General features: G+C 67.2%; 14 protein-coding genes. 12 read left to right on the top strand and 2 right to left on the bottom strand.

Annotated features, from left to right (window positions below; genetic code table 11):
* The first annotated feature begins 21 nt into the window (after positions 1 to 21).
* From nuoH to AOZ06_RS50185, 12 genes are all read left to right on the top strand, one after another.
* Entirely contained in the window at positions 22 to 1314 is a 1293-nt protein-coding gene (nuoH, locus tag AOZ06_RS50240; RefSeq protein ID WP_054295845.1) for an NADH-quinone oxidoreductase subunit NuoH, read from the top strand.
* A complete protein-coding gene (nuoI, locus tag AOZ06_RS50235) occupies positions 1301 to 1831 on the top strand; it encodes an NADH-quinone oxidoreductase subunit NuoI (RefSeq protein WP_054295844.1) in 531 nt (176 codons plus the stop codon). The genes nuoH and nuoI overlap by 14 nt, the downstream gene beginning before the upstream one ends.
* An 8-nt stretch (positions 1832 to 1839) precedes the next feature.
* Positions 1840 to 2670, top strand: a complete 831-nt coding sequence (locus AOZ06_RS50230; RefSeq protein WP_054297502.1) for an NADH-quinone oxidoreductase subunit J — start codon at positions 1840 to 1842, stop codon at positions 2668 to 2670.
* The gene (gene nuoK / locus AOZ06_RS50225) at positions 2667 to 2966 is read left to right on the top strand and encodes an NADH-quinone oxidoreductase subunit NuoK (protein WP_042182552.1); all 300 of its coding nucleotides are present in this window, start codon (positions 2667 to 2669) and stop codon (positions 2964 to 2966) included. The genes AOZ06_RS50230 and nuoK overlap by 4 nt, the downstream gene beginning before the upstream one ends.
* A 65-nt stretch (positions 2967 to 3031) precedes the next feature.
* Entirely contained in the window at positions 3032 to 4930 is a 1899-nt protein-coding gene (nuoL, locus tag AOZ06_RS50220) for an NADH-quinone oxidoreductase subunit L (RefSeq protein WP_054297501.1), read from the top strand.
* A complete protein-coding gene (locus AOZ06_RS50215) occupies positions 4930 to 6531 on the top strand; it encodes an NADH-quinone oxidoreductase subunit M (protein WP_225953126.1) in 1602 nt (533 codons plus the stop codon). Before nuoL ends, AOZ06_RS50215 begins: the two co-directional genes overlap by 1 nt.
* Before the next feature lies 1 nt (position 6532).
* Positions 6533 to 8101, top strand: coding sequence for an NADH-quinone oxidoreductase subunit NuoN (gene nuoN, locus AOZ06_RS50210; protein WP_054295843.1), 1569 nt, complete (start codon positions 6533 to 6535; stop codon positions 8099 to 8101).
* Positions 8102 to 8332: 231 nt separating this feature from the next.
* Positions 8333 to 9352: a polyprenyl synthetase family protein gene (locus AOZ06_RS50205; protein ID WP_054295842.1), complete on the top strand. Its 1020-nt coding sequence runs from the start codon at positions 8333 to 8335 to the stop codon at positions 9350 to 9352.
* 71 nt (positions 9353 to 9423) lie between these two features.
* Positions 9424 to 10800: a sunset domain-containing protein gene (locus tag AOZ06_RS50200; protein ID WP_054295841.1), complete on the top strand. Its 1377-nt coding sequence runs from the start codon at positions 9424 to 9426 to the stop codon at positions 10798 to 10800.
* Between the two features lie 78 nt (positions 10801 to 10878).
* On the top strand, positions 10879 to 12114 hold the full coding sequence (locus tag AOZ06_RS50195) for a GGDEF domain-containing protein (RefSeq protein WP_157233686.1): 1236 nt from the start codon (positions 10879 to 10881) through the stop codon (positions 12112 to 12114).
* Between the two features lie 43 nt (positions 12115 to 12157).
* Positions 12158 to 12925: an ESX secretion-associated protein EspG gene (locus tag AOZ06_RS50190; protein ID WP_054295839.1), complete on the top strand. Its 768-nt coding sequence runs from the start codon at positions 12158 to 12160 to the stop codon at positions 12923 to 12925.
* Positions 12926 to 13103: 178 nt separating this feature from the next.
* The gene (locus AOZ06_RS50185; protein ID WP_218921905.1) at positions 13104 to 13496 is read left to right on the top strand and encodes a MerR family transcriptional regulator; all 393 of its coding nucleotides are present in this window, start codon (positions 13104 to 13106) and stop codon (positions 13494 to 13496) included.
* A 747-nt stretch (positions 13497 to 14243) separates the two neighbouring features.
* Here AOZ06_RS50185 and AOZ06_RS50180 read toward each other — a convergent pair.
* Both AOZ06_RS50180 and AOZ06_RS50175 read right to left on the bottom strand, forming a co-directional pair.
* The gene (locus AOZ06_RS50180; protein WP_054295838.1) at positions 14244 to 15299 is read right to left on the bottom strand and encodes a 2-oxoacid:ferredoxin oxidoreductase subunit beta; all 1056 of its coding nucleotides are present in this window, start codon (positions 15297 to 15299) and stop codon (positions 14244 to 14246) included.
* The gene (locus AOZ06_RS50175; RefSeq protein ID WP_054295837.1) at positions 15296 to 17203 is read right to left on the bottom strand and encodes a 2-oxoacid:acceptor oxidoreductase subunit alpha; all 1908 of its coding nucleotides are present in this window, start codon (positions 17201 to 17203) and stop codon (positions 15296 to 15298) included. The genes AOZ06_RS50180 and AOZ06_RS50175 overlap by 4 nt, the downstream gene beginning before the upstream one ends.
* Between the last annotated feature and the right edge of the window lie 37 nt (positions 17204 to 17240).

Raw genomic sequence — 17240 nt, 5'->3', positions numbered from 1 at the left:
CCTGAGCTGGGGAGATGTGGCATGACCAGGGCACAGCTGCTGGCCGATGACCCGATCTGGCTGATCCTGCTGAAGGTTCTGTTCATCTTCCTGTTCGCCCTGCTCACCGCGATGATCACGGTGTGGGCCGAGCGGCGGCTGATCGGCCGGATGCAGAACCGCCCGGGTCCCAACCGGGTCGGCCCCTTCGGTCTGCTGCAGCCGATCGCCGACGCGATCAAGATGCCGTTCAAGGAAGAGATCGTCCCGCGCACGGCCGACAAGGTGACGTACCGGCTCGCGCCGGTGATCGCGCTGGCGCCGACGCTGATCGGCCTGTCGGTGATGCCGTTCGGCCCGGAGGTCTCGATCTTCGGTGAGCGGACCGTGCTGCAGCTGGTCGACCTGCCGGTCGGCGCGCTGGTGGTGCTGGCCGCCGCGTCGGTCGGTGTGTACGGCGTGATCCTGGCGGGCTGGTCGTCCGGGACGCCCTACCCGCTGCTGGGTGGTCTGCGGTCGGCCGCGCAGGTGATCTCGTACGAGATCGCGATGGGCCTGGCGATCGTCGCGGTCATCCTGCAGTCGCACTCGTTGTCGCTCGGCGACATCGTCGACTCGCAGCACGGGCTGTGGTTCGGTGTGGCGCTGTTCCCGGCGTTCTTCATCTACATCATCGCGATGGTCGGTGAGACCAACCGGGCGCCGTTCGACCTGCCGGAGGCGGAGTCGGAGCTGGTCGCGGGCTTCCACACCGAGTACAGCTCGATGAAGTTCGTGATCTTCTACATCGCCGAGTACATCAACATGATCGTCGTCTGCGCGATGGGCACGACGCTGTTCCTCGGCGGGTACATGGCGCCGTGGCCGATCTCGCTGATCGGCGACAACTACTTCAACAGCGGCTGGTGGCCGATGTTGTGGTTCATCGGCAAGATCGGGCTCGGCCTGTTCTTCTTCATCTGGATCCGCGGCACGCTCCCGCGTTACCGCTACGACCAGTTCATGAAGCTGGGCTGGAAGTTCCTCGTCCCGCTGAGCCTGCTGTTCATCGTCGTGCTCACGATCATCAACGCGTGGCCGCAGATGCAGGGCACCGGCAGGCTGATCTCGGCCGGGTTCGGCATCCTGGTGCTCATCGGGCTGGCGTTCATGGCCCCGGACCGCAGGGACCCGAAGTCGGGCCGCGTGCCGATGTCCGGCGGCGGTTTCCCGGTGCCGCCGATCGACTTGCAGATTCCGAACAAACCGAGGCGGACCAGGCAGGCCCGCTCACGCGCCGGACGCCGCCAGACGGTGGCGGCCGGGGCCAAGGAGGGCGACGATGGGGTTTCTTGATCCGCTGAAGGGTTTCGGCGTCACCTTCGGGATGATGTTCAAGAAGGTGGCCACCGAGAAGTACCCCGAGGTCAAGAAGGTCACCGCACCTCGGTACCACGGCAAGCACCAGCTCAACCGGCACCCGGACGGCCTGGAGAAGTGCGTCGGGTGCGAGTTGTGCGCGTGGGCCTGTCCGGCGGACGCGATCTTCGTCGAAGGTGGCGACAACACCGACGAGGAACGTTATTCCCCGGGTGAGCGCTACGGGGCCGACTACCAGATCAACTACCTGCGGTGCATCGGCTGTGGCCTGTGCATCGAGGCGTGCCCGACCCGCTCGCTCACCATGACCAACGAGCACGAGCTGGCCAACGACAACCGCCAGGTCCTGATCTTCACCAAGGAAGACCTGCTCGCCCCGCTGCTGCCGGGCATGGAGATGCCGCCGCACCCGATGCGCCTCGGCGAAACCGAGCAGGACTACTACGTGAAGGGCCCGGAGCTGGCCAAGCGGGCGCAGGAGGAAGCCAAGTGAGCTCCGCGATGCTGCTGGCCCAGGCAGGCGCCGAGGTCGCCAAGGTCTCCACCGGCGAGGCGATCTCGTTCTGGGTGCTCGCCCCGCTCGCCCTCGGTGGCGCGCTCGGCATGATCTTCGCCCGCAACGCCGTGCACTCGGCGATGTTCCTGGTGATGACCATGCTCTCGCTCGGCGTGATGTACATGATCCAGCAGGCGCCGTTCCTCGGCTTCGTGCAGATCATCGTCTACACCGGCGCGATCATGATGCTGTTCCTGTTCGTGCTGATGCTGGTCGGCAGGGATTCCTCCGACTCGGTGGTCGAAGTGCTGCGCGGGCAGCGGATCTGGGCGGCCGTGCTGGGCATCGGCCTGGCCGGTCTGCTGGTCTCCGGTGTCGCGGAGGCGCTGACCTCGGTCCGCCCGGTCGGCCTGAACGAGCAGAACGCGGGCGGCGGCAACGTCGCGAGCATCGGCAAGTCGATCTTCACCGACTACCTGTTCCCGTTCGAGCTCACCTCGGCGCTGCTGATCACCGCCGCGCTCGGCGCGATGGTGCTCGGCTACACCGACAAGTCGAAGCGCAGGACCCAGCGCGAGACCGCGGACGCGCGCTTCCGCGGCGAGCACGACCGGCCGAGCCCGCTGCCCGGCCCGGGTGTGTACGCCACCGCCAACTCGGTCGCCGTCCCGGCCCTGCTGCCGGACGGCTCGATCGCGCCGGAGTCGGTGTCCGCGATCATCGAGGCCACCGCCTCGCGTGAGCTGGACACCGACGTGAAGTCCGTCGCGGGCACCGAACCCGGGCCGGACGCGCACGCGCTCAAGGCAGGGTCCACTGAGGAGGGTGACAAGTGACCCCCACGTACTACCTGTTGCTCTCGGCGCTGCTGTTCACCATCGGCGCGGTGGGCGTGCTGGTCCGGCGCAACGCGATCGTGGTGTTCATGTGCGTCGAGCTGATGCTCAACGCGGTGAACCTGACCCTGGTGACCTTCGCCAGGATCAACGGTTCGCTGGACGGCCAGGTGATGGCGTTCTTCGTGATGGTCGTCGCCGCCGCCGAGGTCGTGGTCGGCCTGGCGATCATCATGTCCATCTTCCGCACCCGTCGCACCGCCTCGGTGGACGACGCGAACTTGCTGAAGTACTAGAGGGGTAGCAGGTGTCCCAGAATCTCAGCCTTGCCGCCGCGGAGCAGGTGATCCCGGCGAGCGGATTGGCGAGTTCGGCGTGGCTTCTGATCGCGCTGCCCGCCTTCGGCGCACTCGTTCTGCTGGTAGGCGGCCGTCGCACCAACGCGTGGGGCCACCTGCTCGGCATCACCACGGTCGTCGCGTCGTTCGCCATCGGCATCGCGCTGTTCTTCGGCTCGGGCAGCAGCCAGGTCCAGGAAGCGAACCTGTTCTCCTGGATCAACGTCAACGCGCTGAAGGTCGACTTCGGACTGCGCCTCGACCCGCTGTCGATCACGTTCGTCCTGCTGATCACCGGGGTCGGTTCGCTGATCCACATCTACTCGGTCGGCTACATGGCCGACGACGACGGCAGGCGCCGGTTCTTCGGCTACCTGAACCTGTTCGTCGCGGCGATGCTGATCCTGGTGCTCGGCAACAGCTTCGTGACGCTGTACCTCGGCTGGGAGGGTGTGGGTCTCGCCTCATACCTGCTGATCGGCTGGTACCAGAACCGCCCGTCGGCCGCGACCGCGGCCAAGAAGGCGTTCCTGATGAACCGCGTCGGCGACGTCGGTCTGGCCGTCGCGATCTTCCTGCTGTTCAAGAACCTGGGCACCACGCAGTACGCCGAGGTCTTCGCCCGCGTCGGCGAGCTGTCGCCCGGCACGGTCACCGCGATCACGATCCTGCTGCTGCTCGGCGCTTGCGGCAAGTCGGGCCAGTTCCCGCTGCAGGCTTGGTTGCCGGACGCGATGGAGGGCCCGACCCCGGTCTCGGCCCTGATCCACGCCGCGACGATGGTGACCGCGGGCGTCTACCTGATCGCCCGCTCGAACCCGCTCTACAACCTGACCGCCGACGGCCGCCTGGTCGTGATCATCATCGGCGCGATCACGTTGCTGATCGGGTGTGTCATCGGTTGCGCGTACGACGACATCAAGAAAGTCCTGGCGTACTCGACCGTTTCGCAGATCGGCTACATGATCCTGGCGGTGGGCCTCGGCCCGTTCGGTTACGCGCTGGGCATCATGCACCTCGTCGCACACGGCTTCTTCAAGGCCGGGCTGTTCCTCGGGGCCGGTTCGGTGATGCATGCCATGAAGGACGAAGTGGACATGCGCAAGTACGGCGGCCTGTGGCGGATCATGCCGATCACGTTCGGGACGTTCCTGCTCGGCTACCTCGCGCTGATCGGCATCCCGCCGTTCTCCGGCTTCTTCACCAAGGACGCGATCATCGCGGCCGCGTTCGGCCAGGAAGGCTGGCGTGCCTGGGTGTTCGGCGGCGCGGCGCTGCTGGGTGCCGGGCTGACCGCGTTCTACATGACGCGACTGGTGCTGATGACGTTCTTCGGCAAGAAGCGCTGGGAGGACCTGAAGGCCGAGGACGGCTCGGACTTCCACCCGCACGAGTCCAAGCCGGTGATGACCATCCCGATGATCGTCCTGGCGATCGGCTCGGTCGGTGCCGGTTTCTTCTTCACCCAGGGCGAGCGGTTCGTCAACTGGCTGGCCCCGTCGCTGCAGCCGCTGCAGAAGGTCGAGCACGGCGTCATCTCGCACGGGCTGATCCAGATCCTGGTGATCGGCCTGTCGGTGCTGGGTGTGCTGCTCGCGTGGCTGTTCGTCGGCCGCAAGGACGTCCCGGTGGTCAAGCCCGCGAGGGTGTCGCCGATCGTCAAGGCCGCCCGTGCGGACCTCTACGGCAACCACCTCAACGAGGCCCTGGTCTCCAGGCCGGGCACCTGGCTGGCCCGTGCACTGGTGTACGTGGACAACAAGGGCGTCGACGGCCTGGTGAACGGGATCGCGGCGTCGTTCGGCGGTAGCTCCGGCAGACTCCGCCGGCTGCAGACCGGGTTCGTGCGTTCGTACGCGCTGAGCATGCTGGCAAGCGGGATCCTCGTGGTCGCCGCGCTGCTGATGGTGAGGTTCTCCTGATGAACACGCAGCCCGCCGCGATGATCGCGGGCACATCCAGCGGTGGCGCGGGCCTGGTTCTCGCGTTGCTGCTCCTGCCACTGCTCGGCGGCATCGTGGTGGCGTTCCTCAAAGACGACCGGATGGCCAAGCTGACCGCGCTGACGGTCTCCCTGGTCGAGCTGGTCCTGGTCGTCCCGGCGTGGATCACGTATGTGCCCAACGGGTCCCGGATCCAGCTGGCGCTGTCGGTGGACTGGATCCCGAACTTCGGCATCCACTTCTCGCTGGGCATCGACGGCATCGCGCTGACGATGATCGCGCTGATCGGCATCCTCACGCCGATCGTGATCGGCGGCTCGTGGGCCGACAAACTGCCCGAAGGCCGTGGCGCGGCGGGGTTCTACTCGCTGCTGCTGGTGATGCAGACGGGCATGGTCGGCGTGTTCGCCGCGACCGACGTGTTCCTGTTCTACGTGTTCTTCGAGGCAGTGCTGGTCCCGATGTACTTCCTGGTCGGCCGCTTCGGCGGGCCGCGCAGGCAGTACGCGGCGATGAAGTTCTTCCTGTACTCGCTGCTCGGCGGGTTGATCATGCTCGCGTCGGTGATCGGCCTGTACGTGGTCAGCAAGGACTACAACAACGGCGTCGGCACGCTGGACTGGCAGACGCTGTCGACCGTGATGGACCAGGCGCCGCTGAGCACCCAGATCTGGTTGTTCCTCGGCTTCTTCGTGGCCTTCGCGATCAAGGCGCCGCTGGTGCCGCTGCACACCTGGCTGCCGGACGCGACCGCGGAGGCCCCGATCGGCACGGGTGTCCTGCTGGTCGGTGTGCTCGACAAGATCGGCACGTTCGGCTTCCTGCGTTACTGCCTGCCGCTGTTCCCGGCTGCCAGCAAGGAACTCGCGCCGCTCGTGCTGATCCTCTCGGTGCTCGGCATCGTCTACGGCGCACTGCTCGCGGCGGGCCAGAACGACATGAAGCGGTTGATGGCGTACATCTCCATCGCCCACTTCGGGTTCATCGGCCTCGGCATCTTCGCCTTCTCGACGCAGTCGATCGCCGGTTCGGCGCTGTACATGGTCAACCACGGTCTGGCGACCGGAATGCTGTTCCTGGTCGTGGGCATGGTGATCGCCCGCGGCGACTCGCGCTCGATCCGCGACTACGGCGGTCTGGCGAAGCTGACGCCGGTGCTGGCGGGCCTGTTCCTGTTCGCGGGTCTGGCGGCGCTGTCGCTGCCCGGCCTGAACTCGTTCGTCAGCGAGTTCCTGGTGCTGGTCGGGTCGTACCCGAACGCGCCGGTCTACGCGATCATCGGCGCGGTCGGCATGATCCTCGCGGCGGCCTACGTGCTGTGGGCCTATCAACGGGTCTTCCAGGGCCCTGTGCGCGGCAACGCGTTGGTGGGCCTGGCAGGCGGACCGGGCACGGCGGGTGACCCGGCCAAGGCCTCGATCGCGGACCTGGGCGTGCGCGAGAAGGTCGTACTGGCGCCGCTGGTCGTCCTGATCATCTTCCTGGGCTTCTACCCCGCGCCGGTGTTGGACGTGCTCCAGCCGACGGTGGACGCAACACTGCAGTCGGTCGGCCTGGCCGACCCAGTGGGAGGCAAGTGACGTGCTGGCTCTACAACCACCACCTCAGGCACCGATCGAAGCGCCGCAGATCGAGTACTCGGCGATCCTGCCGATTCTGATCCTGCTCGGCGCGGCCTGTGCCGGCGTGCTGATCGAAGCGTTCGTGTCCAAGGCGAACCGGTGGGCGGCGCAGGTCACGCTGTCGCTGCTGGCGATCCTCGGCGCGGGCGTGGCGTTCATCCTCTACGTCACGGACAACCCGCCGCAGCGTGGCCTGACCACGCTGTACAAGACCATCGCGGTCGACCGGCCCGCCCTGTTCCTGTGGGGCACGCTGCTGGCCCTGGGTCTCGGCGCGCTGCTGCTGATCGCGGACCGCACGGTCGAGCGCGGCGGCGCGTTCGTGGCGCAGGCCGGTATCCGGCCGGGCACGATCCAGGACCGCGTGCAGGCGGCGTCCGGCGGCATGCAGACCGAGGTCTTCCCGCTGACGCTGTTCGCGCTGTCCGGGATGATGGTCTTCTGCGCGGCCAACGACCTGCTGACGATGTTCATCGCGCTGGAAGTGCTGAGCCTCCCGCTGTACCTGATGTGCGGCCTGGCGCGGCGGCGCAGGCTGATCTCGCAGGAGTCGGCGGTCAAGTACTTCCTGCTCGGCGCGTTCGCCTCGGCGTTCTTCCTCTACGGCCTCGCGCTGCTGTACGGCTACGCGGGTTCGGTGAAGCTGGCCGACATCGCCAACGCGGCGGCGGGTTCGGCGGCGTCCGACACGTTGTTGTTCGCGGGCTTCGGTCTGCTGGTGGTCGGCCTGATGTTCAAGGCGTCGGTCGGCCCGTTCCACGCGTGGACACCGGACGTGTACCAGGGTTCGCCGACGCCGATCACGGCGTTCATGGCGGCGTGCACCAAGGTCGCCGCGTTCGGCGGCATCCTGCGTGTGCTGACGGTCGGTTTCGAGTCGACCAGCTGGGAATGGCGCAGCGTGCTGTGGGTCGTGGCGGTCGCCTCCATGGTGATCGGCGCGGTGCTCGGCCTGACGCAGACCGACGTGAAGCGCATGCTGGCGTACTCGTCCATCGCACACGCGGGCTTCTTGCTCGTCGGTGCGCTGGCGCTGCGTCCGGAAGGCCTGTCGGGCACGCTGTTCTACCTGCTGACCTACGGCTTCACCACGCTGGCGGCGTTCGGCGCCGTGAGCCTGGTGCGTGACGCGTCCGGCGAGGCGACGCACCTGTCGCAGTGGGCGGGTCTGGCCAAGCGGTCGCCAGTGCTGGCCGCGGTGTTCACGTTCCTGCTGCTCGCGATGGCGGGTATCCCGATGACGAGTGGTTTCATCGGCAAGTTCGTGGTGTTCTCAGCCGGCATCCAGGACGGGATGACGCCGCTGGTGGTGATCGCTCTGGTGGCCTCGGCCGTCGCGGCGTTCTTCTACCTGCGTGTGATCGTGCTGATGTACTTCAGCGAACCGGCACCGGACGGCCCGACGGTGACCGTGCCCGGCACGTTCACGACCGCGGCGATCACCCTCGGTGTCCTGGTGACGCTGATCCTGGGTCTCGTGCCCGCCTTCGCGCTGGACTGGGCGGGAACGGGGACGTTCGCCTTCTAGGCGCCGATCACCCCATGCGGGTCCGGCCGGGTGGAAACCTGGCCGGGCCCGTTTTGGCATGTCGGGACGGACAGCAGCAACAGCAAGAATCCCTCTTCCGGTGAGCTTCGCCTCCCCGCCATTGCCTGGCGGAGTGCCATGCGCCACGGTCTGTCTACCTGACCAGCGTTGTCGCACTCCGTGCGTTTACGCTGGAGGGGCTGGTAACACTGCTGCGGGAGCGACGACGACGTGACAGCCGAACAGACGCCTGCCGTTCCTGGCTCTGGCCTGCCTCTTGGCCTGAGTGCTGCTGATCCTGACCTGGTGCGGGCCGTCAGCCTCGCCCTCTCCGATGTCGAGAAGATCCTGCACGGGGTCGCCGACAGCGAGGTCTCGTTCATCGACGAGGCAGCGTTGCACCTGGTCAACGCGGGTGGCAAGCGTTTTCGCCCGTTGTTCACCCTCATTTCGTCGCACGTCGCGGACGGCCCGACGCCTGATGTCATCACGGCCGCCGCGGCCGTGGAACTCGTGCACCTGGCCACGCTGTACCACGACGACGTGATGGACGAGGCGACCATGCGCCGCGGTGCGGACAGCGTGAACGCCAAGTGGGACAACACCATCGCCATCCTGACCGGCGACTTCCTCTTCGCGCACGCGTCCGGCCTCGTCGCCGACCTCGGCACCGACGCGGCCCGGATCATCGCCGAGACGTTCTCCGAGCTGGTCACCGGCCAGATGCGGGAGACCATCGGCCCAGCCGCGGGTGAGGACCCCGTCGAGCACTACCTGTCGGTCATCGGCCAGAAGACCGGTTCGCTGATCGCGACCGCCGGCCGGTACGCGGGCATGTTCGCCAACGCCACGGACGAGCAGACCGAGGCGCTGCACCGCTACGGCAAGATCATCGGTGCGGCCTTCCAGATCTCCGACGACATCATCGACATCGCGTCCCCCGCGGCCGAGTCGGGCAAGACCCCCGGCACGGACCTGCGGGAAGGCGTGAAAACCCTGCCGATGATCCACGCACTCGCCGTCGACGGGAACGCCCGCCTGACCGAGCTGCTCGCCGGACCGATCTCCGACGACGCCGAGGTGGACGAAGCGCTCGAGCTGCTGCGTGCCTCGCAGGGCCTGCAGCGGGCGCGTCAGACCCTGGAGCAGTACGCCGAGCGCGCGCAGACCGCGCTGGCCCCGCTGCCCGCGGGCGCTGCTCGTGACGCCCTTGAGCTGCTGACGCGTTATGTCATCGAGCGGACTCGCTAAGACTTGAGACGGTGATCTCGCCTGGCCCGTAGGGTGGAAACCGAGGGTGAGGTCCACGAGGGAGCAAGTGCATGCAGATCTTCGGCCAGGTCTGGCTATGGAGCCTGGGATCGTTCCTCCTCGGCGTGCTGTTCACCTGGTTGCTGCTGGTCAACCCGGCACGCAAGCGGGTGACCGAGCTGGAGGAAGCGGCCACGCGGCAGCCGCTCGAACCGCGTGAACCCCGTGAACCCCGTGAGGCGGCTCCTCGCCTGCCGACGCGGGTGGGCGCGCCCGTCGGCCAGCCGGGCGTGAACGAAACGGATCGCTTCCTCGACGATCTCTTCGACGCACCCAAGCCGCCGGTGGCCCAGCCGCCGCTGCTGCCGCCCCCGCCACCTCCGCCCGGTTCGTCGTCCCCGGCGCCGACGCTGTTCCAGCCGCTCGCCGCGCCGCCCGAGGTGCAGGGCGAGTCGCGTCCCCAGTCGTTCTCGTCCCGGTTGGACCCGACGGCGCCGCCGGAGCCGCCGATCCCCGACGAGAGCGACACCGAGCTGTCGGACACCCCGTTCCGCCAGTTCACCGAGAGCTCCACGGTGTTCGTCCCACCGGCGGGTGTGCTGATCCCGGAGAAGCCGGAGTCGGCCGGCCAGGGCGAAGACTGGTTCGCCAAGGAAGAGGACCCCGACCCGCACCTGATCACCGACGTCGACGACGACGAGCGGGTGGACGAGAGCGGAACGATCTTCACCCAGCACACCACGCCGATCCCGGACGAGATGATCCGCTCGCTCGACAACGAAGCCCCCAGCGAAGCCCAGGCTGAGCCCGTGCGGGACTACGAGCCCCAGCACTCTGCGGCTGAGCCCGTTTACGAGCCCCCCGCCGAGCCTGCGCACCACTACGAGGCCCCGCAGTCGCCCGCTGAGCCTGTGCACCACCATGCTGCGCCGGAGTCTCCTGCTGAGGTCACGCACCACTTCGAGGCCCCGCCGTCGCCTGCCGAGCCTGTGCACCATTACGAGGCCGCGGAGTCGCCCGCTGAGCCGGTGCAGCACTACGAGGCCAATGTGCCCGCGCCCGAAGCCGTGCACCACTACGAGCCGGAGCTGCCCCAGCCGGAGCTGGAGCTCACCCAGCGGTTCGAGCCCGCTCCCGCCGCCGCGGCGGCGGCCCCGGAGGGCAACGGGCGGTCGTTGTTCGAACCGGTCGTCCCGGTGGCTGAGCAGGACGCTGCCGCGGATTCGTCCGGCGCGGGGGAGTTCGTCCCGCCCGGCCCGTTCGGTCCGGGGTCGGCCATGCCGCTGCCCGGTGGTGGCGCGCCCGCGCCGGAGTTCGGCGTCAAGGCGAGCGTGACTGCGCTGCGTTACTGCACGCAAGACAATCCGCAATTTGACCGGATTGTTGCGGAGGTGTGGTTCCGTACTCCCAGCGATGCGGAGCGTGTCGGTTTCCGTGTGCTGTCATAGGATTACTCAATCCGAACAAGGTCAGATACCCCCTGATGTCCTAGTGACTCGCACCATACGGTCCGTTACGGTGCTGCCATGGCGGACCAGATCGCCCGGCTGGCAGTCCGGCATTGGGCTTTATGGCAGCTCCCGAAACGAGCTCTGGTCGCATATGTGCTCGCCGTCGAACTGCTCGCTGCCACGGGCATCGTCGCCGCGCTTGCCCTGATTCCGATCCCGTCGGCCAATCTGGCCCCGTTTCTCCTGCTCACCAGCTGCATTCTGGTTTACTCCGAACTGTCGATGCCGATCGAACGCCTGCGCAGGGTGGCCAGGCCTTTCGTGGATCTGAACGCGGTCTGGATGTTCGCGGGCATTCTGCTGCTGCACCCGGCGCTGTCGGCGGTGGTCATCGCGGTCTCGTTCACCGTGCAGTGGATCAGGCTGCGGCCCGTGCCGATGTTCCGCCTGATCTTCTCGATGTCGGCCACGATCGTCGCGAGTTACGCGGCGTGCGCCTTCTCCAGGGTGACCGACCCCGTGCCGTTCGAGCGGATGACGCGGGACGCGGCGTCGTTCGGGCTCGTGGTCGGCGCCGGGCTGGTCTTCCTGGTCGTGAGCGCGGTCATCACAGCGGTCTTCCACTACTTCACGGCCGGGCACCGGCGGATCGCGGGTTCGGTGGCCACCGCGGGCGAGCAGGCGCTGGAGGCGGCGACCGTCGCGCTGGGGATCCTGCTCGCGTGGGCGCTCGTCGACTGGCCGATCGTGCTCGTCCTCATCATCGGGATAACGCTCGTGCTGCACAGGAGTGTGCTTATCCGGCAGTTGCGCGACCAGGCGCGGACAGATCCGAAAACAGGTCTTCTGAATTCAGCGACGTGGGCGAAGGACGCGGCGGTCCAACTGGAGCGCAGGGCGACCTCGGCACTGCTGATGCTCGATCTCGACAATTTCAAGTCCATCAACGACAAGTACGGCCACCTGATCGGGGACAAACACCTGAAAGGTGTCGCCGACGTCCTGCGCGCGGAAGTGCGGGCGACCGACATGGTCGGCCGGTTCGGCGGTGAGGAATTCGTGATCCTGCTCCCGGAAACCTCGCAGGAAGACGCCATGGCCATCGCCGAACGCATCCGCCGCAAGGTCGAGGGCTTCGCGGTGGACGGCTTCGGCACAGTGACGGTGTCGGTGGGCGTCGCGGCCCACCCGGAGCACGGCAGCACGCTCGACGAGGTCGTGAACGCGGCGGACGTGGCCCTGCTGGCGGCGAAGACAGCGGGGCGCAACCGGACTCTGCTTTTCGCTGCCCCGGGCGGCCCGGGTTGGTAACGTGCTCTGAGCAGGGGCTTTCACGGCAGATGATTGGCAGCTGATGGCAGAAACGTTCGGCCTTTCCTTCGCGGCGGTCGACATCCTGTCCGAGGGACTTCGGCTCAATTGCCGCGTGTACCCGTTCACCATTCCGAGTTTCGGGGAGTACGCCGAGGACCGGGTGCGGATCGCGGGTGCGATCAAGGACGACCTGATCAACCGCGGTTTGGCCAACCACCGGGGGCTCGGCCCGGAAGTGGTGGGCGCGCTGCGGATGCTGACGGACTTCCACGTGTCGGTCGCGGTGATGGGTGACGTCGAAGGCGGGAGGAAGGTCTACGCGCGAGGCGCGGCCGTCGGCCGGAAGGCCATGGTCGTGCGCCAGGAAGACCAGGTGCTGAAGTTCGAGATGGTCCGCCCGGAGGGCCTGGCCCGCGCGGTGGCCGGTCTGCTGCCGCCCCTCAAGCCGGGCCCGGGGCAGTCGGTGACGATCACCCGCCCAACTGCGCACCCGGTCACGGCGGACGACGAGAACGTCACCTTCCGCCAGCCGGTCGCCCGCGCCCAGCACACGAACCCGGCGCAGCTGCGCGGCGCGGAGGAAGTGCTGCGCCGCAAACGCCTCGGCTCCGGCCACTTCGCCGTGACAGGGCGGGACCGCAACGGAAACACAAAACAGGCCCCGGGTCTTGGCTGGATAGACACGGACGCGGGCCGCTACCTGGTGCAGAACCTGGCGAGGGAAGACGTCGAAGGCGGAACGTTCTTCCCAGCAGACAGCGCGCGGATGACCAACCAGCTCAACGAACTCCTGATGTCGGTGAGCTGACCGCCGCAAAGCAGCGCGACAGCGCGACTCGTGTTCCGCTGCCAGGCCCGACGTATGGCCGCCGCACGCGCTGGTCCCGCAATGCAGTCGGCCAACCGGAGCGAGCGACCGACAGCATCAACCATGATCCAAACGCCAAGACTTGAACAAACGTTGAGGTCAAGCCACGATGAAGAACGTGGGCACCCCGATGATCGACAGCCAGTTCACGTACACCGTCAGCGAGGTGGCGGAGCAGAGCGGAGTAGCAGCCTCAGCGATCCGCTTCTACGAGAAACACGGGATCATCACAGGCACAAGGACAAGTGGAAACCAACGCCGCTTCACTGAAGACGCGGCCTGCCGCGTGAAGGTAGCCCGAGTAGCCCAACGCATCGGCTACAAGGTCGCGGAGATCGCAGACCTGCTGGACGGACTGCCCAACAACCCCAAAACCGAAGACTGGCAACGCCTCCACGACGACCTGATCAAAGAAGCAGAGAAGCGAATCGCCGAGATCAACGCCCAACTGGCAGCGCTCAAAACAGGCGACAAACTCTGCGAACTACCAGGCAGCCCAACCCTGTCCTGACACTCGCGCGTCAGACAACCAACGCCACCCAATCCAGCGGCCAGTCGGTCTGTTGTGCGTTGCCGACCAGCCCCGCACCAGCCCGCAATGACCCGGGACTTACGCACCAGCACGGGAAGTTGCGCCTTACGCGCCAGCGAGAACCGGCCCGATCGGCGAGCGCGCAAGCACCGACCAACCAACCAACCAACAGCGGCGAGCCCACATGCACGCAGGCCAAGCCACAACGGCGAGCGCGCCAGCGCAGACCGTCCCGCAGCGGCGTGCGCGCCAGCGTAGAGGGGTGGTTCGGGGGTGCTCCTGCCCGTCGGCCTGGGCTACGCCAACCACGGACTGTCAGGAGGTCCGCGTTCCCAAATCAACGCACAGCGCAGGCCTTACGGGCCTCTTGACAGTCCGTGGTTTCCTCCTGCCCGACGGCCTGCCGGAGGCAACCACACGCGTCAAGAGGCCCGTACGACCGCCGCTGATGCCCGCGAGAAACGCAGGCGGACCTCTGGACACGTGTGATTGGGCTTCGCCCAGGCCGACGTGCAGGAGCACCCCCGAAGCCCACATCTGCGCTAGCGCGCTCGCCGCTCAGGGCTGGCTACCGCTCGACCGACTGGGCATCCGTAGTGACGGGCGTCCCTGCTCCAGGCTAATGGGGTAACGGCTGGTTAAAGGGGTTACTGGTGGGTTGTGGACAGCCGGATTTGCCGACGGTTCCATCGGCGCGAGTCCGGCGAGTCCACTCCCGCCGTGTTGTCAGTCGACGGTCCACGTGTCGCGGCCGAGGAGCAGCGCCTGCAGGTCCGCGGGCTTGGCGGCCTTGGCCGCCGTTACCTGGCTGCGGGCTTGGTCGTCGTAGGTTGCCCTCTGCACGTTGCGGAAGATGCCTGTGACCGTGTGGGACAGGTCTTCTCCGCCGATGCGCGACAGCGCGAACGAGTACGTCGGGTCGTCGATTGTCGCGTCGTGCACGACCAGGTTGTCCTCACCGACTTCTGAGACCTTCGCGACCTTCAAACCGCCGAAGCCCGTGCGCACCACGCCGTAGTCCTTGTCGGGACCGAAGCGGATCGGCTCACCCTGCGACAGCGGGATCAGCCTGCGCTCCTTCTCCTCCGAGTCCTTCAGCACGTCGAAGGCACCGTCGTTGAAGATCGGGCAGTTCTGGTAGATCTCCACCAGCGCCGAACCCCTGTGTTCCGCCGCCGCCTTCAGCACCTCGGTCAGGCCCTTGCGGTCCGAGTCCAGCGCGCGTCCGACGAACGAGGCTTCCGCGCCCAGCGCCAGCGAGATCGGGTTGAACGGGTGATCCAGCGAACCCATCGGGGTCGACTTGGTGATCTTGCCGGTCTCCGAGGTCGGGGAGTACTGCCCCTTCGTCAGGCCGTAGATCCTGTTGTTGAACAACAGGATCTTCAGGTTCACGTTCCTGCGCAGCGCGTGGATCAGGTGGTTGCCGCCGATCGACAGCGCGTCGCCGTCACCGGTCACCACCCACACCGACAGGTCCGGGCGCGCCACCGCGAGACCTGTCGCGATCGACGGCGCGCGGCCGTGGATCGAGTGCACGCCATAGGTGTTCATGTAGTACGGGAACCGCGACGAGCAGCCGATGCCCGACACGAACACGATGTTCTCGCGCTTGAGCCCCAGCGACGGCATGAACGCCTGCACCGCGTTCAGCACGATGTAGTCGCCGCAGCCAGGGCACCAGCGGACCTCCTGGTCCGACTTGTAGTCCTTGGCGGTCTGCTTCTCGTCCGTGGTCGGGATTCCGGCCAGGCCGGGCAGCCCGAGGTCGATGGCGGTCATGCCGAGACCCCCTTCACAACGTCTGTGAGCACCCCTTGCAACTCCTCGGCCTTGAAGGGCAGTCCAGCCACCTTGGTGTAGCTGATCGCGTCCACCAGGAACCTTGCCCGGACGAGCAGGGCGAGCTGGCCGAGGTTCATCTCCGGGATCACCACCCGGTCGTACGAGCGCAGCACATCACCCAGGTTCGCGGGGAACGGGTTGAGGTGCCGCAGGTGTGCCTGTGCGATCGCGTGCCCGAGTTTGCGGACCCGGCGGCAGGCCGCGCCGATCGGTCCGTACGACGAACCCCAGCCGAGCACGAGCACCCGCGCCTTGCCGGACGGGTCGTCGACCTCGATGTCGGGCACCTTGATGCCGTCGATCTTGGCCTGGCGCAAGCGGACCATGTGGTCGTGGTTGGCCGGGTCGTACGAGATCGAGCCCTTGCCGTCCTGCTTCTCCAGGCCACCGATCCGGTGCTGCAGGCCCGGTGTTCCCGGGATCGCCCACTCGCGGGCCAGCGTCTCCGGGTTCCTGACGTACGGCCAGTGCTCGCCGGAGCCGTCGGTGGCGTTGGGCTCGGTCGCGAACGTCACGCTCAGGTCGGGCAGCGTCTCGACGTCCGGGATGTTCCACGGCTCCGAGCCGTTGGCGATCGCGCCGTCCGACAGCAGCAGCACCGGCGTGCGGTACTCCAGCGCGATCCTGGCGGCGTCGACAGCGGCGTCGAAGCAGTCGGCCGGGGACTGCGGCGCGACGATCGGCACCGGCGACTCGCCGTTGCGGCCGTACATCGCCTGCAGCAGGTCGGCCTGCTCGGTCTTGGTCGGCAGACCGGTCGACGGGCCACCGCGCTGCACGTCCACGATGACCAGCGGCAGCTCCGTCATCACGGCGAGCCCGATCGTCTCGGACTTCAACGCGATACCGGGGCCGGAGGTGGACGTCACACCGAGCGCGCCACCGTAGGACGCGCCGAGCGCCATGCCGATGCCGGCGATCTCGTCCTCGGCCTGGATCGTGGTCACGCCGAAGTTCTTGTGCTTGGACAGCTCGTGCAGGATGTCCGACGCGGGCGTGATCGGGTACGTGCCGAGCACGATGTCCAGCCCGGAGCGCTGACCTGCCGCGACGATGCCGTACGCCAACGCCGTGTTGCCGGTGATCTGCCGGTATGTGCCGGGGCGCAGCTTCGCGGGCGCGACCTGGTAGGTCGTGGCGAACGATTCGGTTGTCTCGCCGTAGTTCCAGCCCGCGCGGAAGGCCAGGATGTTGGCTTCGGCGATGTCCGGCTTCTTGGCGAACTTCTCCCGCAGGAACTGCTCGGTGCCCTCGGTGGGCCGGTGGTACATCCAGGACAGCAGGCCGAGCGCGAACATGTTCTTCGCGCGCTCCGCGTCCTTCTTCGACAGGCCCGTCTCGTCGAGCGCGGCACGGGTGATGGTCGCCATGGCGACCTTGTGCACCTGGTAGGACTCCAGCGAGTCGTCTTCCAGCGGGTCCGCGTCGTAGCCGACTTTGACCAGGTTGCGCTTGTTGAACTCGTCGGTGTTGACGATCAGCGTCCCGCCGGGCGGGAGTTCGTCGATGTTGGCCTTCAACGCGGCCGGGTTCATCGCGACGAGCACGTCCGGCCGGTCACCGGGGGTGAGGATGTCGTAGTCCGCGAAGTGCAGCTGGAAGCTCGAGACACCGGGCAGCGTGCCCTGTGGCGCCCGGATCTCGGCCGGGAAGTTCGGCTGCGTCGCGAGGTCGTTGCCGAAGGCCGCGGCCTCGGATGTGAACCGGTCACCAGTGAGCTGCATACCGTCACCGGAGTCGCCCGCGAACCGGATCACCACCCGGTCGAGCTTCGTGATCTCGGTGTGCCTGCTCGACTTCAGCGCGTGTCCGTTGGTTTCACCCTCGACACCTGTGCTCATTGGGCTCGCCTGATCCCTCTCTGCCGCAACCGTCTCA

The organism is Kibdelosporangium phytohabitans (assembly GCF_001302585.1).
Classification (GTDB): domain Bacteria; phylum Actinomycetota; class Actinomycetes; order Mycobacteriales; family Pseudonocardiaceae; genus Kibdelosporangium; species Kibdelosporangium phytohabitans.
This window is presented reverse-complemented; position numbering and strand designations above follow the sequence as displayed.

Excerpts from the sequence above, each read along its gene's own strand:
- nuoH (WP_054295845.1), top strand. The coding sequence starts at position 22 with ATGACCAGGGCACAGCTGCTGGCCGATGACCCGATCTGGCTGATCCTG.
- nuoI (WP_054295844.1), top strand. The coding sequence starts at position 1,301 with ATGGGGTTTCTTGATCCGCTGAAGGGTTTCGGCGTCACCTTCGGGATG.
- AOZ06_RS50230 (WP_054297502.1), top strand. The coding sequence starts at position 1,840 with ATGCTGCTGGCCCAGGCAGGCGCCGAGGTCGCCAAGGTCTCCACCGGC.
- AOZ06_RS50215 (WP_225953126.1), top strand. The coding sequence starts at position 4,930 with ATGAACACGCAGCCCGCCGCGATGATCGCGGGCACATCCAGCGGTGGC.
- AOZ06_RS50200 (WP_054295841.1), top strand. The coding sequence starts at position 9,424 with ATGCAGATCTTCGGCCAGGTCTGGCTATGGAGCCTGGGATCGTTCCTC.
- AOZ06_RS50195 (WP_157233686.1), top strand. The coding sequence starts at position 10,879 with ATGGCGGACCAGATCGCCCGGCTGGCAGTCCGGCATTGGGCTTTATGG.
- AOZ06_RS50190 (WP_054295839.1), top strand. The coding sequence starts at position 12,158 with ATGGCAGAAACGTTCGGCCTTTCCTTCGCGGCGGTCGACATCCTGTCC.
- AOZ06_RS50180 (WP_054295838.1), bottom strand. The coding sequence starts at position 15,299 with ATGACCGCCATCGACCTCGGGCTGCCCGGCCTGGCCGGAATCCCGACC.
- AOZ06_RS50175 (WP_054295837.1), bottom strand. The coding sequence starts at position 17,203 with ATGAGCACAGGTGTCGAGGGTGAAACCAACGGACACGCGCTGAAGTCG.